The sequence below is a fragment of the Peribacillus sp. V2I11 genome, assembly GCF_030817135.1.
GTDB classification, from domain to species: Bacteria; Bacillota; Bacilli; order Bacillales; family DSM-1321; genus Peribacillus; species Peribacillus simplex.
This window is the reverse complement of record NZ_JAUSYW010000001.1, coordinates 461,744-480,468: the sequence shown is the minus strand read 5'-3', so window position 1 is coordinate 480,468 and position 18,725 is coordinate 461,744. Positions and strand designations below refer to the sequence as shown.

Sequence of the window (18,725 nt, the reverse complement as noted above, 5' to 3'; positions counted from 1 at the left end):
AAAACAAAGGAGTGTATTCCAATAAAAATTAAAGTGATCATGCCGGTTATATCGGATATTTTTAATGAAGAAATTAGAAGAGAGATTAAATCTTATGTTTCTGAAAACACTGAAGTAGGAGTTTGCAACCTTGATTATGGACCTGAATCAATTGAAAGCGAGTATGATGAAGCACTTTGTATACCTAATTTCCTAGAAAAAGCAAAGCAGGCTGAAGAAGAGGGGTATCAGGGTGTAATTAGTGATTGTTTTGGAGATCCAGGTGTGAAGCCTGCAAGAGAAATATTGGATATTCCCGTTGTTGGGCCGTGTGAGTCTTCCATGCTTGTTGCGAGCTCATTAGCAAAATCCTTTTCTATTGTAACGGTGCTGCCTAATGTTGTGCCCATGATTGAAAACATAAGTAAAACTCTAGGTGTAGATGGGAATGTCGCCTCCATTCGATATGTAAATATTCCTGTTCTGGAAGTTCAAGACAAGGAAAAGTTAAAAAGTGCGCTGTTTGAAGAAATGATAAAGGCGATTGAACATGACAATGCCCATGCTTTAGTGTTAGGGTGTACAGGCTTTATGGGTGTTGCAGCGGAGCTTCAGGAACGATTATCGCAAAAAGGTTATGATGTTCCGGTTATTGATCCCGCATTTGCAGCTACAAAGATGCTTGAAATTTTAATTGCTATGGGGGTTAAACAAAGCCGCTTGACCTACATGACTCCACCTTCTAAACAGAGAGTAAAAAGTTCATAAACTTTTTTTAAGAAAAAGAAAACACTGACTCTTGTAAAGGAAATTGACGGAATATTCTTGATATTTAAGCATTCAAGATAGCTTTAAAAAGGCAGGGAAATCTCCAAGTTTATCGATAAAGCTGAGGAGTAATTCATAGGGGGTGAATTTATGGAAGATAATACAAAGTTGGGAGACGATTACTCTCTATCGAGAGTTCCACAAAATGCGAGATTGCCAATGTGGGATATCATGATTGTCAGAGTCGGTGCCCTAGCTACACTTTCTCAATTTATGCTAGGTGCGGCATTAGGATACGGAATGACTTTTTGGCAGGCGTTTTGGGCCATGATGTTTGGAAGTGTCATTTTACAAGTTATAAGTTTTCTAATCGGTTATGCCGGTGCACGTGAAGGCCTTTCAACTAGTCTATTGGCGCGTTGGACAGGATTCGGCAGGTATGGTTCGAGTATCATTGGCGCGGTCATTGCTTTTTGTACAATTGGCTGGTTTGGAGTACAGAACACTGTTTTTGCTAATGGATTGGTTAAAGCCACCGACGGTAAATTGACCCTCCCAATTGCAGCTGCCATTACCGGATTAGGCGTAACTGTACTGGTTATATTTGGTTTTAAGCTATTAAGCATGACAGCCAAAATTACCGTTCCTGCTTTTCTATTGGTGGTAGGGATTGGCATCTATCAAGTTCTCAGTGATCATTCCATTTTCAGTTTAATGGGTACGTCGCCTCCGGGAGAGAGTCTTTCTCTGGGTGTGGGTGCAACAATTGTTGCTGGAGGATTCATTATTGGTGCCGTAATCACACCTGACTTCAGTCGGTTTGCCCGAAACGGTAAGGATGTTTTTTGGATGACTACCATTGGTACACTAGTGGGTGAACTTGGTGTAGGAATGATCGCTGTGTTAATGGCCCATGCAGCAAAAACGAGCGATGTTGTCAGCATCATGCTACAAACGTCTGGCTGGCTTGGCGCTGCAGTTGTCGTTTTTTCCACAGTGAAAATTAATAACGTAAATTTATATTCCTCTTCTCTTGGCTTTACTAATATTTTCGATTCAGTTTTTAAGGTCAAGATGAATCGAGGACTCGTTACACTTGTAATTGGTGCTATCGGCACTTTGCTTTCCATTATGGGCATTCTCGATAGATTTGTAGACTTCCTTGTTTTACTTGGAATCATGATACCTCCAATAGCTGGAATTATGGTGGTTGATTATTTCGTGCTAAAAACGTATCGAAAAGCTCTTGATGAAAGCAGAGAGAAAGGAACATTGCCATCTGAGCCTGAAAAATTGAATCCAGTTACATTAGTTGCCTGGGGAGCAGGATTTGCAAGCGGCTATTTTATTACAGTTGGCATACCATCTATCAATTCCCTTCTAATAAGCGGCATTATCTATTACGCAGGTGTGTTATTTATTAAATCCATCAAAGGGAAAAAAGAGAATAGGGATCATATCGCATCATAATTTTTGAAAATCGGGGGTTTTGAGAAAATGAGGAGATTAGGTAAACAGGAAATTGAAGATATTGCAGTAGGTGCGGCTTTACTCGGAACGGGCGGAGGAGGAGATCCTTACATTGGTAAACTAATGGCTTTACAGGCAATCGAAGAATACGGGGAAATCACATTGTTGGATGTGGATGAAGTTCCCGATGACGCATTAGTAGTTCCTTCCGCGGTGATGGGAGCTCCGACGGTTATGTTGGAAAAAGCACCAAGTGGTGAAGAAGCAACAGCCGCTTTCAAAAACCTCGAATCTTATTTAGGAAAAAAGATTTTTGCAACGATGCCGATTGAAGCAGGCGGAGTGAATTCGATGGTGCCCCTTGCACTTGCTGCCAAGCTTGGCTTGCCTGTGGTGGATGTTGATGGAATGGGAAGAGCATTCCCGGAATTGCAGATGGTCACTTTTTATTTGGATGGAATTGCAGCTACTCCGATGGTCCTTGCGGATGAGAAAGGAAATACTTCACTGCTCTCAACCATAAACAATGTCTGGACAGAAAGGATTGCCCGTGCAGCAACGATTGAAATGGGCGGTTCAACCATGACAGCCATCTATCCAATGACAGGAAAGAATATAAAGGAAAGCGGAATTAGAAATATACTAAGTTTAGAAGAACAAATCGGAAAGACAATAAGGCTTGCAAAGCAAAACAATGTTGATCCAATAAAAGAAGTGTTGAATAAGGCGGACGGGTTTGAATTGTTCCGTGGAAAAGTGAGTGATATCAACCGCAAGACAGAGGCAGGATTTGCTAGAGGTGTGGCAACATTCGAGGGAATCAATGAGTATAAGGGAGAAAAACTCGAGGTGCGATTCCAAAATGAACATTTAATTGCACAGACAGAGAATCGCTTGCTTTGTGTCACTCCAGATTTGATTGCCGTGCTTGATGCAGAAACAGGCTTGCCAATCACTACTGAAGGTATCAGATATGGAGCAAGATGCGTGGTGATCGGAATGCCATGCCATCCCAAGTGGCGAACGGAAAAGGGAATCGAAGCTGTAGGCCCAAGATACTTTGGCTATGAAGTTGGTTATATACCTGTTGAAGAACTAGTAAAAAAAGGAGGGATAGCATAATGGGTGTTTATCGAATAGGAATTGATGTCGGGGGAACCCATACAGATGCTGTGCTTTTAGATCAATATAATCAGGTCATTTCGGAAACAAAATCGCATACAACGGAGGATGTTTCCATTGGCATCTATACAGCAATGAGAAAAATAATCGATGATGCAAAGGTTCCGCGGGAACAAATTAAATATACAATGCTGGGTACGACCCATTGTACAAATGCTATCGTTGAACGAAAGAGATTAAACAAAATCGCAGCAATCCGTATTGGTGCTCCGGCTACTTTAGCAGTTAAACCGCTGATCGGCGTACCTGAAGACCTCTGCGCAGTACTCGGAAAATACGTATACCTAATCCGCGGCGGACATGAATATGATGGCCGGGAGATTGTTGAATTAGATGAAGCTCGTTTGTATCAAATTGCCGAAGAAATCAATGGGAAAGTGGATTCCATCGCGATTACTTCTGTCTTCTCACCTGTATCGCAATCACATGAACAAAGAGCAAGTGAAATTTTCAAAGAAGTGCTGGGAGAAGAAATTTCAATTTCTTTATCTTCAGAAATTGGGTCAGTCGGTTTACTGGAAAGGGAAAATGCGACGATTCTTAATGCTGCTGTCGTAAATGTCGCAAAAACAACTGCTGACGGATTCATCAATGCACTGAAGAATGAAGGAATTGAGGCAAAAGTATTCTTTTGCCAAAATGATGGGACATTAATGTCAATTGAATATGCGGTTAAATACCCAATCTTCACTGTTGCTTGCGGTCCGACTAACTCATTAAGGGGGGCATCCTATTTGAGTGAGTTAACAGATGCAATCGTCGTTGATGTTGGGGGGACAACAACAGATATTGGTGTTCTAGTTCAATCGTTTCCAAGGGAATCTTCTTTGGCAGTAGAGATTGGAGGAGCCAGAACAAACTTCCGGATGCCTGATTTAATTTCGATTGGTCTAGGCGGAGGGACAATAATCCGCATAGGAGAGAATGGAGAGTTCACAATTGGACCGGACAGTGTCGGTTACCGATTGCCCGAAAAAGCCTTGGTTTTCGGAGGTGATACTTTAACGACAACTGATGTTGCTGTGGCTCTTGGAAAGGTGGAACTTGGGGATGCTTCAAAAGTGGCTCACCTTGATAAAGAATTATTAAATAGAGTCTATTTAAATATAGTCAATCTGGTCGAAGAAGCTATTGATAAGATGAAAACAAGTGCTGCACCAGTGCCTGTCATTCTCGTTGGAGGTGGAAGCATCCTTTTACCTGAGGAATTAAAAGGTGCATCTGAAGTCATACGCCCATTACATTCAGGTGTAGCAAATGCCATTGGGTCGGCTATCTCCCAGGTTAGCGGGCAAATTGAAAAAGTATATGCACTAGCTGAAATAGGAAGGGAAACAGCATTGGAACAGGCAAAGGAAATAGCGATGTCAGAAGCGATCAGTGCAGGAGCCGATCCTGAAACGCTTGTTATTGTCGACATAGAAGATGTACCTTTAGCGTATATGCCTGGGAATGCAACCCGTATTCGTGTGAAAGCAGCTGGTGATTTAGCCCAGTCTGAAATGAATGAACTGGTGTAGGCGAGGCAGGGGAAAATTAGCTATTTTACCGGGAATACCTTTAATTCCGGCTTAGGAGTAATGGTAATGATCCCATGTTTCCAACATTTTTGGTATTGAGATTGGTGGGGGAAATTACAAATAACCAACAACAAACCATGGTTGGCAGCACTGAAATAGTAGAAAAAAGTAGATATAAGCTAACACAGATAAAAGCTTAAAGTTGTTTGCTGATAACAATGAATATAAATGTTTTTGATTGGCGATAATTATATTATTGTACTACCCCCTAAGTGGTACTCCTCCATTGTTAAAAGCCCTCCTCTTAATCGAGAGGGCTTTTTTTGTTTAGCGCTTTGTTAAATAATTTTTGTTTATAGGAGCTCTTTTGGACTGCATTCAGATCGTTTTGTATTTTTTATACTTCTTTCTAACCAAAAATATCAGAGGGGAACCTATAATGCTTGGAAGAAACCAAAATATTAATGGGTTCCATTGATTCAAGATAGTTATATTGGATACATTCACTACAAGAATTGCAGTACAAATAGCGATATAGGAACCGAGCATCCCGCTAATATGAGATACAGTCCAGTTTTTCCATTTCTTCTTACCAGCAAGATAACCTATAAATGCGAAAGAATATGAAAATATCCCAATGAAAAATAAATATGCGCTGCTTTCCCAATTCAATATTGCCATTGTCAGGGATGTGACAAAGACTACAACATATGCACTGTGATAAGTTTCACCACAAATTGTATGCATGCCTCTTTTTTTCTTTGAAGACATAGCACCTATTCCACTAACAAGACATATTGCTCCAGCGAAAATATGAATGAACAGAATGATCTTAAAGATAAGCAACTTTCCCCTCGTTAAATATTCATTATCATAACGTAACAGATTAAATATTTATTTAATTATAATACAAATATTTACCAAAAATATGAATGTTAATTTGCAAAGAACAAAATCAATCCAGTTATGGCGGATGAATTTCCATATAATGGAGCATCCTTTGCAAAACGGTCAGGCGCTGTGTTCGTTGCGGAAAATCGTCAGTGAATCTGGTTTTATGTGTTAATTTCTATCTCTGGAATAAAGGGTCAATGCGGTACTAAAAAGGGAAGTGTGTATCGTCCTTTTTAAGGAAAAAGGAGGATTTTACGTTTCGTTCGAAGAATGTTTTGACGAATGGGGGTGGAATAATTGCGACAACATAAAGAACACGACTTATCTAAAGAGGACATTTTTAGAATGATTGTTAAGCACCTTGATGTATTTCCGTTGACTAGTCTAGAGGCTATCAGAGAAGTGATCAGAAGTTCATTAAAACAACGAGGCTTGATAGGGGGGATGACTAAACAAACAGGAGCCGCTAGCATAACATTTAACCGAAAAATATCAGACCAGGATATCCTATTAATAAATGATTGTATTTGCGACCTTTTATCTAGCAGCGTTATCCAACCTGGTATTAATGATGATAATCTGGATTTACCATGGATTCATGTTTCTGATAAAGAGAAACTTAAAACATTGGTGAGCTCCCTGTCTTAACATTTTACATATAAAAGCCCTTCTCTAAATCGAGAGGGGCCTATTTTAGGTTAGAATTTCTTAATCCGATAATTGCAATTTTCTAAATCAGTCATAATTAATTGTATTTTTAACCTGTAAGATGGGATTCAAACATATCAATAATTTCAAGGAAACGTTCGGCTTCACGGAAAACGTGATCAGCCAATAGTGGATGGATAATGCTCTTGATTTTGCATTCTTCGATTAAATCTCTGGCGGTTTTCTTAAAGTCTCGAAGTGATACGACGGAAACACGGTTCTGATCTAGAAATTGATCCAAAAGAGGAGCGGTTTGAGATTGCGGTTTCATGGACTCTAAGTCTACGGCTTGAAAGACTAATTGATCAAAATCATTGCTAAAGTTTCGCGCCATATCCACCAGCTTTCTTTCCGATGGATCAAGGAGATGTCCGATGAATTTTGCATGATCCGCCATGATCCTTAAAAAGAAAACATTTTCTTTGATGATGGCGTCCGCAAGTGGTTTCAATTTGCCCTCATTTAATTCTTTTAATCGTTTTCTGAAATAATTGGCTTCCCTGCTTGTATGGTCGACTAAAAGTGGGAAGTTGTTTGCACCAGGCAATTTACAGGTGAGTATTAATCCCAATACCTTCCTTTTAAATAAAAATATCCCTGTAGCAGCTTGTTGCACTTCCGCATTAAATCTTCTAATCTGTTCTGGATCAGTTTGATTTGTAAATAAATGGGATTGCTGTTCTATCCGTTCAAATAAAAGATAAAACTGATTAGCTTCCTCAATTAGCTGTGTATCATCACATCTAAAACCTAGTCTTAAAAATAACGAATGTTCCTTCATTATTCTTGACCAAAAACGAATCTCATCTAAAGAGCGTTCAACAAACATTCCAAAGTTATTCCTCATATTAGCTTCCTGTGTGTTCTCACTCATAACTAAAGCCCCCTTATTAAAACAAATCCATCATTAAAGCATATTAACAAGGGGGCCTTAGTATTCTGTTCAAATTAAAATCAATATAAGAATATCCTTTTAGCACCACAAACCAATGGGTTTTACGTTAAAAGGATAATAGATTCTGAACCAAGGAGGCACCTAAAGACTGTAACATTAGAGCTTCAAAGGGGGAATCAAATACCATGTAACTTTCTTGGAAAAACCTCAGCAGCCACTCTGTATCTAAAAAAACCCTTAGAGTTAATTCATTCTAAGGGTTTCCGTAGTTTAATCCATCAGTTTCATTAAGTTACTGTTGATAGTCATTTGTCACAAAGTTCATTTATTTTTTTCGTAAGCTCATTAAACTTCTTGTCGAGTTCTGTGTACGCTTTATCGTTTGGAGTCATAAAGCTAAGCTTTCCCAAAACTTCTTGTCTTTCTGTTTCAAGTGTTAATCGCAGTTCTTCCAGATCATCTCTTTTTGATGATGATTCATACAATTGCTTTTGAATGTGAATATTCGAAATGACGAGTTTGCTGCTTGTCGTTTTTTCGAGAAAATGCCGATCATGCGAAACGACGATTAGCGTTCCAGTATACTGTGCTAAGGTATCTTCAAGTTGTTCCCGTGAAGCTAAGCTAAGTCCAGATGGTTTGTCGGCTCATCCAAAATGAGCACATCTTTTTCTTTTAATATATATTCCATTAACTTACATTTCACTCGCTCACCCATACTCATATTCTTAATGGGTTCTGTCCAATGAGATGCCGTGAAGCCTAAATGCTTCATTAAAGTTTGAACGTTGCCTCTCGACTCGAAAGTTTCTTTATGAAATAGCTGGGAGGGTGTTAGTTCAATTGGTAAATCAAACACTTCTTGCGTCAAATAGCCAATTTTTGCAGATGGTGAAATCCATACATCGCCCGCAAAAGTTTCATGTCCAAGAATTATTTTTAATAATGTCGTCTTTCCACTGCCATTGGGACCTATTATGGAAACCTTCTCACCATGCTGAATCGTGAAATTGACGTTTTTAAATAGTGTTCGCCCGTTAAAAGACTTAGTTAAATTCTTAACTTCCAAAAAACGTTTTCCCGTCTTGTTTTTTGCTTTAATTGAAAAGCGTACAGTATATTCTGATTCGACAGGTTCAGCTTTTGCTTTTTCAAGCTCTTTTTCAAGACGCTTTTGTTTAGATTTAACTTGTGCATCCATTCGCTTTGCTTTTACGCGATAGTATTCCTTAACTCCTTCCTTTTTCGTCGATTGGGAATGGGCTTTTTTTGACCAAGAAGTGATTTCATTCATTTGTCCCTCGATCCGTTCAACCATTTTTTGCTGTTTTTCATATTCACGTTGTTGTGTAAGTCTTTTCTGTTTACGAACCTCCATATAACTGGAATAATTCCCTCTGTGTTCAATTAGCTTTTTATCTTCAATCGACCAAATTTTCGTTGCTACAGCATCCAAAAAATAACGATCGTGCGAAACAAAAATGATGGTACCTCTATAATTTTTAATTTGTCCTTTGAGAAATTCTAAACTTTCCTCATCAAGATGGTTCGTCGGTTCATCTAATAGTAAAAGGTCTGCATCTTTAGAAAGACCTTTTGCAAGTCTGGCTTTCAGTTTTTCTCCCCCGCTTAATTGTGGGAAGTCATGGCTTGGTACATGCATTTTATCTAGTAATTTAACTTCGGAAGAAGTCTTTTCTTCTGAAGAATGCGACTCGACTTCTTGTTCTACCATAAAAACTTTCAAGCCTTGCTGCAGCCATTGGATTTGTCCATGTGCAGGCTCTAAATCATTATTAATTAATTGCAATAACGTAGATTTACCGGCACCATTTTTACCAATGATACCGATGATCTCCCCTTGTTGAACACTAGTGTTTACATTTTTAAAAATGTTAAGATCCATTACTTCATAGCTAATATTGGTCAATTTTAATAATTCTTTCATAATAATCCATCCCTCTCCTTAAAGGGAGAATAAAAAAATCCTCCCAGTTCATATGGAAGGATTAGTCATACCTGTGCATTATCAAATAAGAGCCATTTTGATTATAGCTCTGTAATTTATAGAAAATGGGCAGACTAATCCTATTTCGTATGATTTGAAATATGTGATTTCAAATTTTAAAAATAAGATTAGTTAATCATCGGCCACCCATCATCCCTTCTGATATTAATAAAATCAGTATAGCATAAAATAATCTTTGAAAACAAAAGGAAGCAGCATAATACTTTGCTTTCATTTAAAGATTTATAATTGTTTTAACTCAATCAAATATCTTATTATAGGGTGGGCAATAGTACTGCATATTTCCTATATGATGTGTTTATAAGGGCTATGATAATCATAAACAATATACCAACATAGTGTTGTTTCCTTGAGGAGGACATTAATATGGAATATATAAAGGGAATCGATGTTTCACATTGGCAAGGTGCTATTAATTGGGAGGAAGTTGCAAAGGCAGACGTGAAGTTCGTGTTCATTAAAGCAACAGAAGGAACGAGTTATTCCAAGCTATCCTATTTCAAAGATAATGCACCACAAGCATTGGCAGCGGGATTGAAAGTTGGAGCCTATCACTATGCAAAGTTTGCAACTGTTGCAGAAGCAAAGGCTGAGGCTGCATATTTTTTAGATTCCATCAGCTCTTTTGCTTTAAATTACCCTGCTGTTCTTGATCTTGAAGAAAATAAAAAAAAGGCAAAGAAAAAAACGCTGACCGATGCAGCAATAACTTTTTTAGAAGCTATTGAAGAGGCTGGATACACGGCTATGCTGTATACTGGTAAATACTTTCTCGAAAATACTTTAGATGAATCAAGGTTGACGAACTACGCTTTGTGGATTGCCAGATACAACAGCACGTTGGGACGTAGCACAGATATTTGGCAGCATTCTGATTCAGGTAAGATAAGCGGGATCAGCACAAAGGTGGATTTGAATATAGCCTATAAGGATTTTACAAATACAATAAATACTTTTAGGACGCACAACTCCCATACATTGAAAACCGAAACATCAACAACTTATACTGTAACAAAAGGCGACACGCTTAGCTTCATTGCCAAAAACCATAAAACAACGGTAAAATCTCTTGTTAGTCTTAACCGAATTAAAGATCCCGACAAAATTTATATCGGACAAATATTAAGGCTGAAATAAGTAAAGGCTCTTCTCATTACGAGAGGAGCTTATTTTTAATGGGATATTCCTTATATTTCCTTAAGTTCGTCAATGGCTACTTCGGATCTTTCCTCTAATGGTCCTCTTAAATGTACTGTAGCCGTTCTTCCATCTTCATTTAAATTATCAATCCATACTGAAGTGCCATTATATCTCACCTCAATGTCAGATGAAGAAGAAAGTATCTGTTTTACACGCTTAACATCCATATATATCCCTCCTGCTAATTAGTCTACCTATTATTTGAGGAAAGGCTCAATTTTATTCGTTTTTAAAGGTACACAAAAAAATAACCCATTAAGGTAATTCAGAGGATTAATATTGTAATCATAAAAGGCGCAATGATGTTACAAATTTACCTATTATCCAGGCGGGCGTATTTTAAAATAAATGGTTATTAATTAAGTTCTCAATGAAAAAAGATAAGAATTCTTAATCTTAAAAATATTGAATTTATCTGCTAGAATGGATAGGATTGTAAATAATTTTTTTGAGGTGATCAATGTGAAAAGACGCAGGATTCTGGCAGTCCTTTTAATACTTATTGGCGCAACCGTACTATTTACATGCATGCAACAGCCAAGTGGAGCCAATGCCGCCAGAGAGAAACTCAACATTAAGAAGTTCGACGTCGATGAATTTTTTGCTGAACGTGATGGAACTTTTATATTACGTGAAGTGAAAAAAGGCACTTTTATCTATAATAATGAACGGGCCAAAAAAAGATTTGCGCCGCAATCGACTTTTAAGGTGCCTAATGCACTCATCGGATTACAAGTCGGGGCTGTCGAGGATGAATATGATATTAAATATTGGGATGGAGTGAAAAGGGAAATTGAGATATGGAACCAGGATCATACGCTTGGGTCTGGTTTAAGGAACTCCGTTGTTTGGTATTATCAAGCAATGGCCCGTGACATTGGAGAGAGTCGAATGGAGGAATGGATTCATAAGATTTCTTATGGCAACCAAGATATTAGTGGAGGGATTGATCAGTTTTGGCTAAGCAGCTCACTCAAAATTTCTCCTATTGAACAAGTGGATTTTATGGAAAATTTATATAGAGAGAATCTTCCTTTTGATAAAGATGTCATGAAAACCGTTAAAAGGATGATGATCCAGACTGAAGGGGACAACTATACACTTTACGGAAAAACAGGGCAGGGGTCCAACATTGGCTGGTACGTTGGTTTCATTGAAACAAAGGAACGTGACTATGCTTTTGTAACGAATATCTCCGGTACATCGGCAGACGCCAGGAACATCACAAAGGACATTTTAAAGAAATATCATTTAATGGAAGAGTAGGGAGCAATTAAAGTGAAATAGGTCGAAGGTTTCCCACTTTTTCTTAAATGGAACGAAGTCTAAGCGTAAAAAAATATTATAGGGCTAACGTATGCTTTACTCTCAATAGGGGAGTACCTCCTATTCATATTGAGCTAATGGGACGGAAGGGTTGAATAAGGAAGTAGATACAATGGGACAATATTGGAGGAGAAAGTGTTGTTGGGTTTGAAGTCATATACGCATTCTTATACATGCTTTTAGGGGGGTATCATGGAACTATCGTTATTATTAGAATATGGCTGGGTGTTAATTATTCTAATTTTTTTAGAAGGTTTATTATCTGCTGATAATGCATTGGTTTTAGCCATCATGTCAAAGCATTTACCAAAAGAACAGCAAAAGAAAGCGATTAATATTGGGTTGCTTTTGGCTTTTATATTTAGGATTGGTGCAATCTTCATTATTTCGTACCTTTTCCATGTTTGGCAAGTTCAAGCAATTGGGGCTGCATATTTGATTTTCATCGCATTAAAGCATTTACTAAAAAAGGACCACGGGGAAAAAGAGGAAAAAGGGAAAAGCTACCGTATGACCGTTGCGCAAATTGCATTAGCTGATATTGCTTTTGCTATTGATTCCATTTTAGCTGCAGTCGCTCTTGTCATTGCCTTGCCAGATACACCAATGGGTGATATAGGAGGTATGGATGGGGCAAAATTCATTGTTATTTTATTAGGAGCAATTGCAGGTTTAATCGTCATCCGGTTTGCAGCAGGGTACTTCGTTAAGATACTGACGGAGCGACCTAGCCTCGAAACGGCAGCCATGTTAATCGTTGGTTGGGTAGGGGTTAAGTTATTAATGCATACCCTTGCGCATCCAGCCGTGCACATTATCCCTCACGATTTTGTTGAAGGACCGATTTGGAATATAATCTTTTGGTCAGTCATGCTTCTTATTGCTATAGGCGGATGGTTTTTATCTGGAAAAACAGTGAAAAAAGGTGAAGGTAAATAAGGTATATCTTTAGTAATAAATAAAAATTTCAAGAAGATTAAAGACCGAAAAAAATTTTCCGGTCTTCTTTTTGTTTATATAGAATGACCTTCTACATAGATTTGATAATGTTGAGAGTATGACAAATTGCCATGAAAAATCAACAAAGCTGTTGATTGATTCAATTTTACTTTAATAGACCTAAGCGAAATCCAAAGACTACCACTTGTGTACGGTTCCTGGCTTTAAATTTTGTCATTAAACTGCTTACATAATCTCTAACGGTATGCTCGCTTAATTGCAATAATTCGGCCATTTTTTTATTGTTATAGCCCTCAGCCAGCAAATTTAAAATCATGGATTCCCGCTCCGTCAATTGTATGTCGGTACCTATTGATACCTCATCATCTTTTCTTGATAAATATAAACCTAGCCGTTTTCCGGCTTGTTCAAGTAAAGTCAGTTCATCTATTGAATACTCGAATTCCTCCCCTAATTGATCAAAGGTCAACCAGCCGAACACTTGCTGGTCATGAACAATCGGTACAAAAATGACAGACGAAAGATTAAATAGCTGTATATGTTCCTCTTTAATGTAATTATGAGGATTCTTTAAAAATACCGGCTTCTTTGAATTGAATACCATGGATTGCTTGGAGCTGAGTTGACCCCTCATGCTTTGAACTTTTGGCAGCTCCAATCCAATGGTGCCATAAAATTGATTGGACCAAGGAATATAAGCATAAAAAACACATCTTTTATAGTTAAAGAACTCTTCACATTTTTTTAGGATAAAAGCAAAATCCTTAAATCCTGCTGAGTTAATTAGAAGTTCATCCAATTTGTCCAGTAGCTGCAGTCTTCTAAGTTCTGCATTGTCTTGTTTGTTTTGGGATGTTGCTCCGGTTCGTCGACCATCCACTTGTTATAGCTATGGATGAGATGAGAGAAAATGGATAATAAAAACATAAGTATGGATAGGGTTTGGGCATGTTTCAGGTTTACCATTAAGGTAACAATGGACTTTTCAAAGATTAATCGGAACATGCTGAAATGATTCTCATTTAAATGGGGTAAATGTGATTGGAGCCAAGTATCCAAGTGCTCTTCGTATGTGTCTTTTATGTCCTCGATGTTTGGAGCGGATAAAAATAGTAAAAATGATTCCAGTAATGTTTGTATCATCTTACGTTCAGGTTCTAATATGTAGGGCTCTAGATTCAAATAAATATTGATATTTTCTTCAATCTGTTTGTTATGACTTTTAATGAATAATATGAATTGCTGCAATGTTATTTCTTCATATGCATGAAAGGGCTGAGCCATGTGAATTCCTTCTCCCTAAAACAAAATACCCTATAAAAAGGGGAGACTAACCCTATTATTATACAGCACTTTATAGGATAGTAATTCAAATTGTAAGGAGTAAAATAAATGTATGAACACAGAATGAAGCTATTTGATGGCCATTCTATTTCAATCAAGGATTTCACATTGCAGTCAGCTTTTTGCTTGTATAAGAATGGTCGCCTAGGGAGAATGAAACATATTATGCCACTGATGGCGAAACAAAATAAAGGTTCAGTCATAAACGCTTCTTCCATTGCTGGCTTGATTGGCGCCCCTGGTCATGTTTTATACGGTGCAAGCAAGGGAGCCGTCCGGACAATGACTAAAGATGCTGCCATCGAGTATGCTTCAAAAGGAGTCCGTGTAAACTCGATTCATCCAGGATATATCGATACCGGGATGGCGGACTATGCATCTGAACAAACGGGCAGTACAAAAGATGAATTGGGTAAAGAATTCCCGTTGGGACATCTGGGAAGCGTCAACAATGTGGCGAATACAGTGCTTTTCATTGCCTCGGACGAATCTTCCTATACGACGGGTACCGAATTTGTGATAGATGGCGGAGCAACTGCTCGCTAAAATCCCTACCGTTCTAGCAGATATAAAAAACTAAAACCAAGGAGTGTTTAAATATGAGATTGGAAAATAAAGTGGCGATCGTAACAGGGGGAGCAAGCGGGATTGGTGCAAGGACAGCTCAATTATTTGCAGAAGAAGGAGCAAAGGTGGTCATTGCCGATTTTGCTGATCATGGACAAGCCGTGTCAGATGAGTTAAATGGAAAAGGGTATGATACTCTTTTTGTTAAAACTGACGTGACGAAAGAAAATGACGTAAAGAATATGATCGAAGAGACGGTTAACAAATATGGAAAACTGGATATCATGTTCGCAAACGCAGGGATTGCAAGAGACGGAAACATCCATGAGTTAAGCTATGAACAATGGCAAAAAACAATTGATATTAATTTATCCGGTGTCTTCCTATCCGATAAATATGCGATAGTGCAAATGCAAAAACAATCTACTGGCGGCGCAATTGTCAATACAGGCTCCATCCATAGCCATTCAGGGAAGCCGGGGGTAACAGCCTATTCTGCTGCGAAAGGCGGGGTCAAACTGTTAACACAAACATTAGGTTCGACTTATGCCAAAGATGGCATTCGTGTCAATGCAGTTTGCCCTGGATATATTGATACACCACTTATTGCGGAAGCACAAGGTGAAATAAGACAAGGTTTGATCGATTTACACCCAATCGGCCGTTTAGGCAGAGCGGAGGAAGTGGCGAAAGCCGTTCTCTTCCTTGCAAGTGACGATGCTTCATTTGTTACAGGCACAAGCCTTATAGTCGACGGCGGTTATACGGCAGTATAAGTTTTATTCGGCTGGTTCAGAAAATAAACAAAAGGCGTACACAATGTACGCCTTTCAGACTGTAGACAAACTCGATGAAAATCGAGTTTGTCTATTTTTATGGCTTGTACAATTTGGACGTTGATTTCCACTCTAGGCACTCGCTTTCCGCGGGCGGTCGGGGAGCCTCCTCGGCTTTCGCCTGCGGGGTCTCCCCTAGACGCGCTTTTCCCGCAGGAGTCTCGTACCTTCCGTTCCAATCAACTTTGTCTTACCTTTTAGATAGAACACTTTTGCCTGGAGTCATTTTTGTTTTAAAATAGAAGTATTAAAACTTGAGGTGATGAGGATGCTTTCTAAACATGATTCTATTCAGCGAGATCAACTTGAAATGATTACTTTAGATCAACTGGTGCCACCGAACCATTTGGTTCGTAAAATGGAGGCTGCCATTGACTTCACTTTCATTTATGACTTGGTGAAAGATATGTATTCAGAGGTAGGACGCCCAAGTATTGATCCAGTTATTTTAGTTAAACTGACTTTCATTCAATATACCTTCGGTATTCGTTCCATGCGTAAAACGATTGAAGAAGTTGAAACCAATATGGCTTACCGTTGGTTCTTAGGCTATGGTTTCCATGATAAAGTACCTCATTTCTCTACGTTCGGGAAAAATTATGAGCGACGCTTTAAAGATACAGACCTGTTTGAACAGATTTTCTATCGCATTTTAATGACAGCTGCTAATAAAAAGTTAATAAGTGCTGAACACGTTTTCGTGGATTCCACACATGTGAAAGCCAGTGCGAATAAACGGAAATTTGAAAAGAAAATCGTTCGTAAAGAAACACGAGCGTATCAAGGACGTCTTCAAGAAGAAATCAATCAAGATCGTGAAAACCATGGAAAAAAGCCTTTTCCACCAGATAAATTTGATAAAGAAGAGACCAAAGAGATTAAAGAAAGTACAACGGATTCTGAGAGTGGCTACTATGTGAAAGATGAACGAACAAAACAGTTTGCCTATTCATTCCACGCGGCCGCAGACCGCAACGGTTTTGTATTGGGAACGATTGTAACACCTGGAAATACACATGACAGTCAGATCTTAGAGCCACTAGTTGAACAAGTGATTGAGAAAGTTGGAAAACCGGAAGCCGTTGCCGCAGATGCAGCTTATAAAACACCAGCGATTACAAGCTACCTATTTAACAAAGAAATCATACCGGCTTTACCTTATACACGTCCTCGCACCAAAGAAGGATTTTTCCGCAAACAGGACTATGTATACGATGAACATTTTGATTGTTACCTTTGCCCTTCGGGCGAAACTTTAAAGTACTCAACAACAAATAAAGAGGGCTATCGCGAGTACAAATCGCCAAAACAAATTTGTACAACATGCTCATTTTTATCTCGGTGTACAGAAAGCAAAGACTGTCAAAAAGTGGTGACACGGCATATCTGGCAAACACATGTGGAAGAAGCAGATCATCTGCGTCATCATCAAGATGTAAAACCTATATATGCAAAACGTAAAGAAACGATTGAGCGTGTATTCGCAGATGCAAAAGAAAAGCATGGTATGCGTTGGACTACTTTAAGGGGACTTAAAAAATTGTCGATGCAGGCGATGCTTACTTTCGCTGCCATTAATTTAAAGAAGATGGCCAATTGGACATGGCGAGGTCCAAAAATGGCCTAACATAGTGGGCTCGTAGAGCCCCAATCTCTTAACTTTAGGCGAAAATTCAAAGGGAATTTCAAAAGGGGTTCAGAATTTTTTAATTCAGAACCCCTTTTGTCTACAAACTGAAAGGCGTACACAATGTACGCCTTTTATATTTATTCATTAGCCATAATCTTTTCGAAACAGCCTTTATTTTATAGATTTGATTCGTATTTAGTCTGTGATTTTAGCTTGATGTTTACAAACAAAATACTAATCAAAATAAGTAAAAGACCAACTAATAAATTTAGTGTAATATTTTCATGCAACAAAAAAGAACTGAAAAGAATTGCGATAAGTGGGATGAGAAACGTAAAAGAACCAACTTTGCTCACGTCTCCTGAATTTACAAGTGTAAAGAATGCTAGCCACCCAAATGCAATTACAAAGAAAGAGATGAAGAGTAAATTTATTATAAACGACATTTCCCATTGGATATTTGACCAGCTTTCGACACTTGTACCTACTATTAATAAAAAAAGACCTCCCATAATAAGTTGTAATGTAACCAGCCAAATGGAGTCAACACGATCACCTGTTTTCTTAATAAAAACCGTACCTAATCCCCAGGATAATGCAGAGCCAAGGGCTAGAATAATACCTATAACTGAAACCTTACCTGTAAATCCTCCTGCACTAATAATAGCAACACCTGCGAAGCCCAGAATCAATCCAATAATTTTTAATCCATACATGGATTCCCCTAGCCAAATCCAACAGAAAATCCCAAGTAATACTGGCTCAATAAACACAATGGCCGAAAACAATCCTGCTGGTGCATAACCAAGACCTACCGTTTGAAGACCGTAAAAGAGAATAATGTTTAGAGAAGCAGAAATTAGGTATATATGCCATGTTTCTTTAAAGCGAAGTTTTTTATATCCCGGTAGTGCAAAAATTAGTAAAATCAAACCTCCCAAGACAGTTCTTATTCCCGCAAATAATATTGGCGGTGTATAATTTAGCGCCATTTTAGATAATGGCCAATTGACACCCCACACAATCACAAGGAATATTAGCAGCAAAGCTGTAGTTGTTCGAGAAATTTGTTTCATGGTAGTGCCTCCTTAACGTTCGTACCTAAATTATAATACTACTAAAAATTATTAATACAAGATAAACGATCAGTTATATTTGATTGGTGTGAATGTGTTAGCTGCAGCCAATACACGCGAGATACAATTGGCATGCATTTCCTTTTTCCGAATAGTCCACCCAGGTTTACATATCGATTCAAAAGATGGAGGTTTTCCAAGAAAGGTCAGGGAGTGTTGCTCCGGGCATCTCACCTGGCCGCCTTCTTCATTTATACCGTACGGAGTAAATTGTTGAAAAAGGTTAGGAGTCGCCTGGGCATATTATGTTGAAGTTTGAGGATCCTCTAGCTGTAGATGTA

16 protein-coding genes and 2 pseudogenes are annotated in these 18,725 nt (G+C 38.4%); 11 read left to right on the top strand and 7 right to left on the bottom strand.

Translation table 11 applies throughout. The annotated features are described in order from the left end of the window. The first annotated feature begins 39 nt into the window (after positions 1–39). The 4 genes from QFZ73_RS02265 (at position 40) to QFZ73_RS02250 (ending at position 4,919) form a co-directional block, all read left to right on the top strand. Entirely contained in the window at positions 40–747 is a 708-nt protein-coding gene (locus QFZ73_RS02265; protein ID WP_307262444.1) for an aspartate/glutamate racemase family protein, read from the top strand. 150 nt (positions 748–897) lie between these two features. Continuing rightward, entirely contained in the window at positions 898–2,217 is a 1,320-nt protein-coding gene (locus tag QFZ73_RS02260) for a purine-cytosine permease family protein (protein ID WP_307262441.1), read from the top strand. Positions 2,218–2,244: 27 nt separating this feature from the next. Further along, positions 2,245–3,339 (top strand): S-methyl thiohydantoin desulfurase family protein, encoded by a 1,095-nt coding sequence (locus QFZ73_RS02255; protein ID WP_307262437.1) that lies wholly within the window; start codon positions 2,245–2,247, stop codon positions 3,337–3,339. Then, a complete protein-coding gene (locus QFZ73_RS02250; protein ID WP_307262434.1) occupies positions 3,339–4,919 on the top strand; it encodes a hydantoinase/oxoprolinase N-terminal domain-containing protein in 1,581 nt (526 codons plus the stop codon). The genes QFZ73_RS02255 and QFZ73_RS02250 overlap by 1 nt, the downstream gene beginning before the upstream one ends. Positions 4,920–5,297: 378 nt before the next feature. On the opposite strand, the gene QFZ73_RS02245 is transcribed toward QFZ73_RS02250, so the two are convergent. After that, positions 5,298–5,765, bottom strand: a complete 468-nt coding sequence (locus QFZ73_RS02245; protein WP_307262431.1) for a DUF2306 domain-containing protein — start codon at positions 5,763–5,765, stop codon at positions 5,298–5,300. Between the two features lie 345 nt (positions 5,766–6,110). On the opposite strand from QFZ73_RS02245, the gene QFZ73_RS02240 reads away from it, so the two are divergent. Then, entirely contained in the window at positions 6,111–6,461 is a 351-nt protein-coding gene (locus QFZ73_RS02240) for a hypothetical protein (RefSeq protein WP_251428205.1), read from the top strand. A 109-nt stretch (positions 6,462–6,570) separates the two neighbouring features. Here QFZ73_RS02240 and QFZ73_RS02235 read toward each other — a convergent pair whose 3' ends face one another. Continuing rightward, positions 6,571–7,395 carry a DUF2935 domain-containing protein gene (locus QFZ73_RS02235; protein WP_373458906.1) on the bottom strand — a complete coding sequence of 275 codons (825 nt, stop codon included), beginning with the start codon at positions 7,393–7,395 and terminating at the stop codon, positions 6,571–6,573. Positions 7,396–7,721: 326 nt separating this feature from the next. Beyond that, a pseudogene (abc-f, locus tag QFZ73_RS02230) lies at positions 7,722–9,364 on the bottom strand (ribosomal protection-like ABC-F family protein). A gap of 447 nt (positions 9,365–9,811) precedes the next feature. Between abc-f and QFZ73_RS02225 the strand changes: the two are divergent. Continuing rightward, positions 9,812–10,582 carry a GH25 family lysozyme gene (locus tag QFZ73_RS02225; protein WP_251428210.1) on the top strand — a complete coding sequence of 257 codons (771 nt, stop codon included), beginning with the start codon at positions 9,812–9,814 and terminating at the stop codon, positions 10,580–10,582. A 50-nt stretch (positions 10,583–10,632) separates the two neighbouring features. Here QFZ73_RS02225 and QFZ73_RS02220 read toward each other — a convergent pair whose 3' ends face one another. Then, complete coding sequence (locus QFZ73_RS02220) at positions 10,633–10,812, bottom strand: H-type small acid-soluble spore protein (RefSeq protein WP_076368724.1); 180 nt, start codon at positions 10,810–10,812, stop codon at positions 10,633–10,635. Between the two features lie 295 nt (positions 10,813–11,107). Here QFZ73_RS02220 and blaOXA point away from each other — a divergent pair, with 295 nt between their 5' ends. Together blaOXA and QFZ73_RS02210 are read left to right on the top strand one after the other, a co-directional pair. After that, positions 11,108–11,911 (top strand): class D beta-lactamase, encoded by an 804-nt coding sequence (gene blaOXA / locus QFZ73_RS02215; RefSeq protein ID WP_307262422.1) that lies wholly within the window; start codon positions 11,108–11,110, stop codon positions 11,909–11,911. Between the two features lie 252 nt (positions 11,912–12,163). Further along, positions 12,164–12,910, top strand: a complete 747-nt coding sequence (locus tag QFZ73_RS02210) for a TerC family protein (protein WP_251428214.1) — start codon at positions 12,164–12,166, stop codon at positions 12,908–12,910. A 166-nt stretch (positions 12,911–13,076) separates the two neighbouring features. On the opposite strand, the gene QFZ73_RS02205 is transcribed toward QFZ73_RS02210, so the two are convergent. Together QFZ73_RS02205 and QFZ73_RS02200 are read right to left on the bottom strand one after the other, a co-directional pair. Next, positions 13,077–13,730: a LuxR C-terminal-related transcriptional regulator gene (locus QFZ73_RS02205; RefSeq protein ID WP_307262418.1), complete on the bottom strand. Its 654-nt coding sequence runs from the start codon at positions 13,728–13,730 to the stop codon at positions 13,077–13,079. Then, positions 13,715–14,215: a hypothetical protein gene (locus QFZ73_RS02200; RefSeq protein WP_307262415.1), complete on the bottom strand. Its 501-nt coding sequence runs from the start codon at positions 14,213–14,215 to the stop codon at positions 13,715–13,717. Before QFZ73_RS02200 ends, QFZ73_RS02205 begins: the two co-directional genes overlap by 16 nt. Before the next feature lie 213 nt (positions 14,216–14,428). On the opposite strand from QFZ73_RS02200, the pseudogene QFZ73_RS02195 reads away from it, so the two are divergent. The 3 genes and pseudogenes from QFZ73_RS02195 to QFZ73_RS02185 all read left to right on the top strand — a co-directional run. Then, a pseudogene (locus QFZ73_RS02195) lies at positions 14,429–14,821 on the top strand (SDR family NAD(P)-dependent oxidoreductase); the annotation flags it as partial. A 53-nt stretch (positions 14,822–14,874) separates the two neighbouring features. Continuing rightward, a complete protein-coding gene (locus tag QFZ73_RS02190) occupies positions 14,875–15,618 on the top strand; it encodes an SDR family NAD(P)-dependent oxidoreductase (protein ID WP_307262412.1) in 744 nt (247 codons plus the stop codon). A 328-nt stretch (positions 15,619–15,946) separates the two neighbouring features. After that, positions 15,947–17,305, top strand: a complete 1,359-nt coding sequence (locus QFZ73_RS02185) for an IS1182 family transposase (protein ID WP_307262410.1) — start codon at positions 15,947–15,949, stop codon at positions 17,303–17,305. A gap of 179 nt (positions 17,306–17,484) precedes the next feature. Here QFZ73_RS02185 and QFZ73_RS02180 read toward each other — a convergent pair whose 3' ends face one another. Beyond that, positions 17,485–18,384: a DMT family transporter gene (locus QFZ73_RS02180; protein ID WP_251428220.1), complete on the bottom strand. Its 900-nt coding sequence runs from the start codon at positions 18,382–18,384 to the stop codon at positions 17,485–17,487. Positions 18,385–18,725 lie beyond the last annotated feature (341 nt).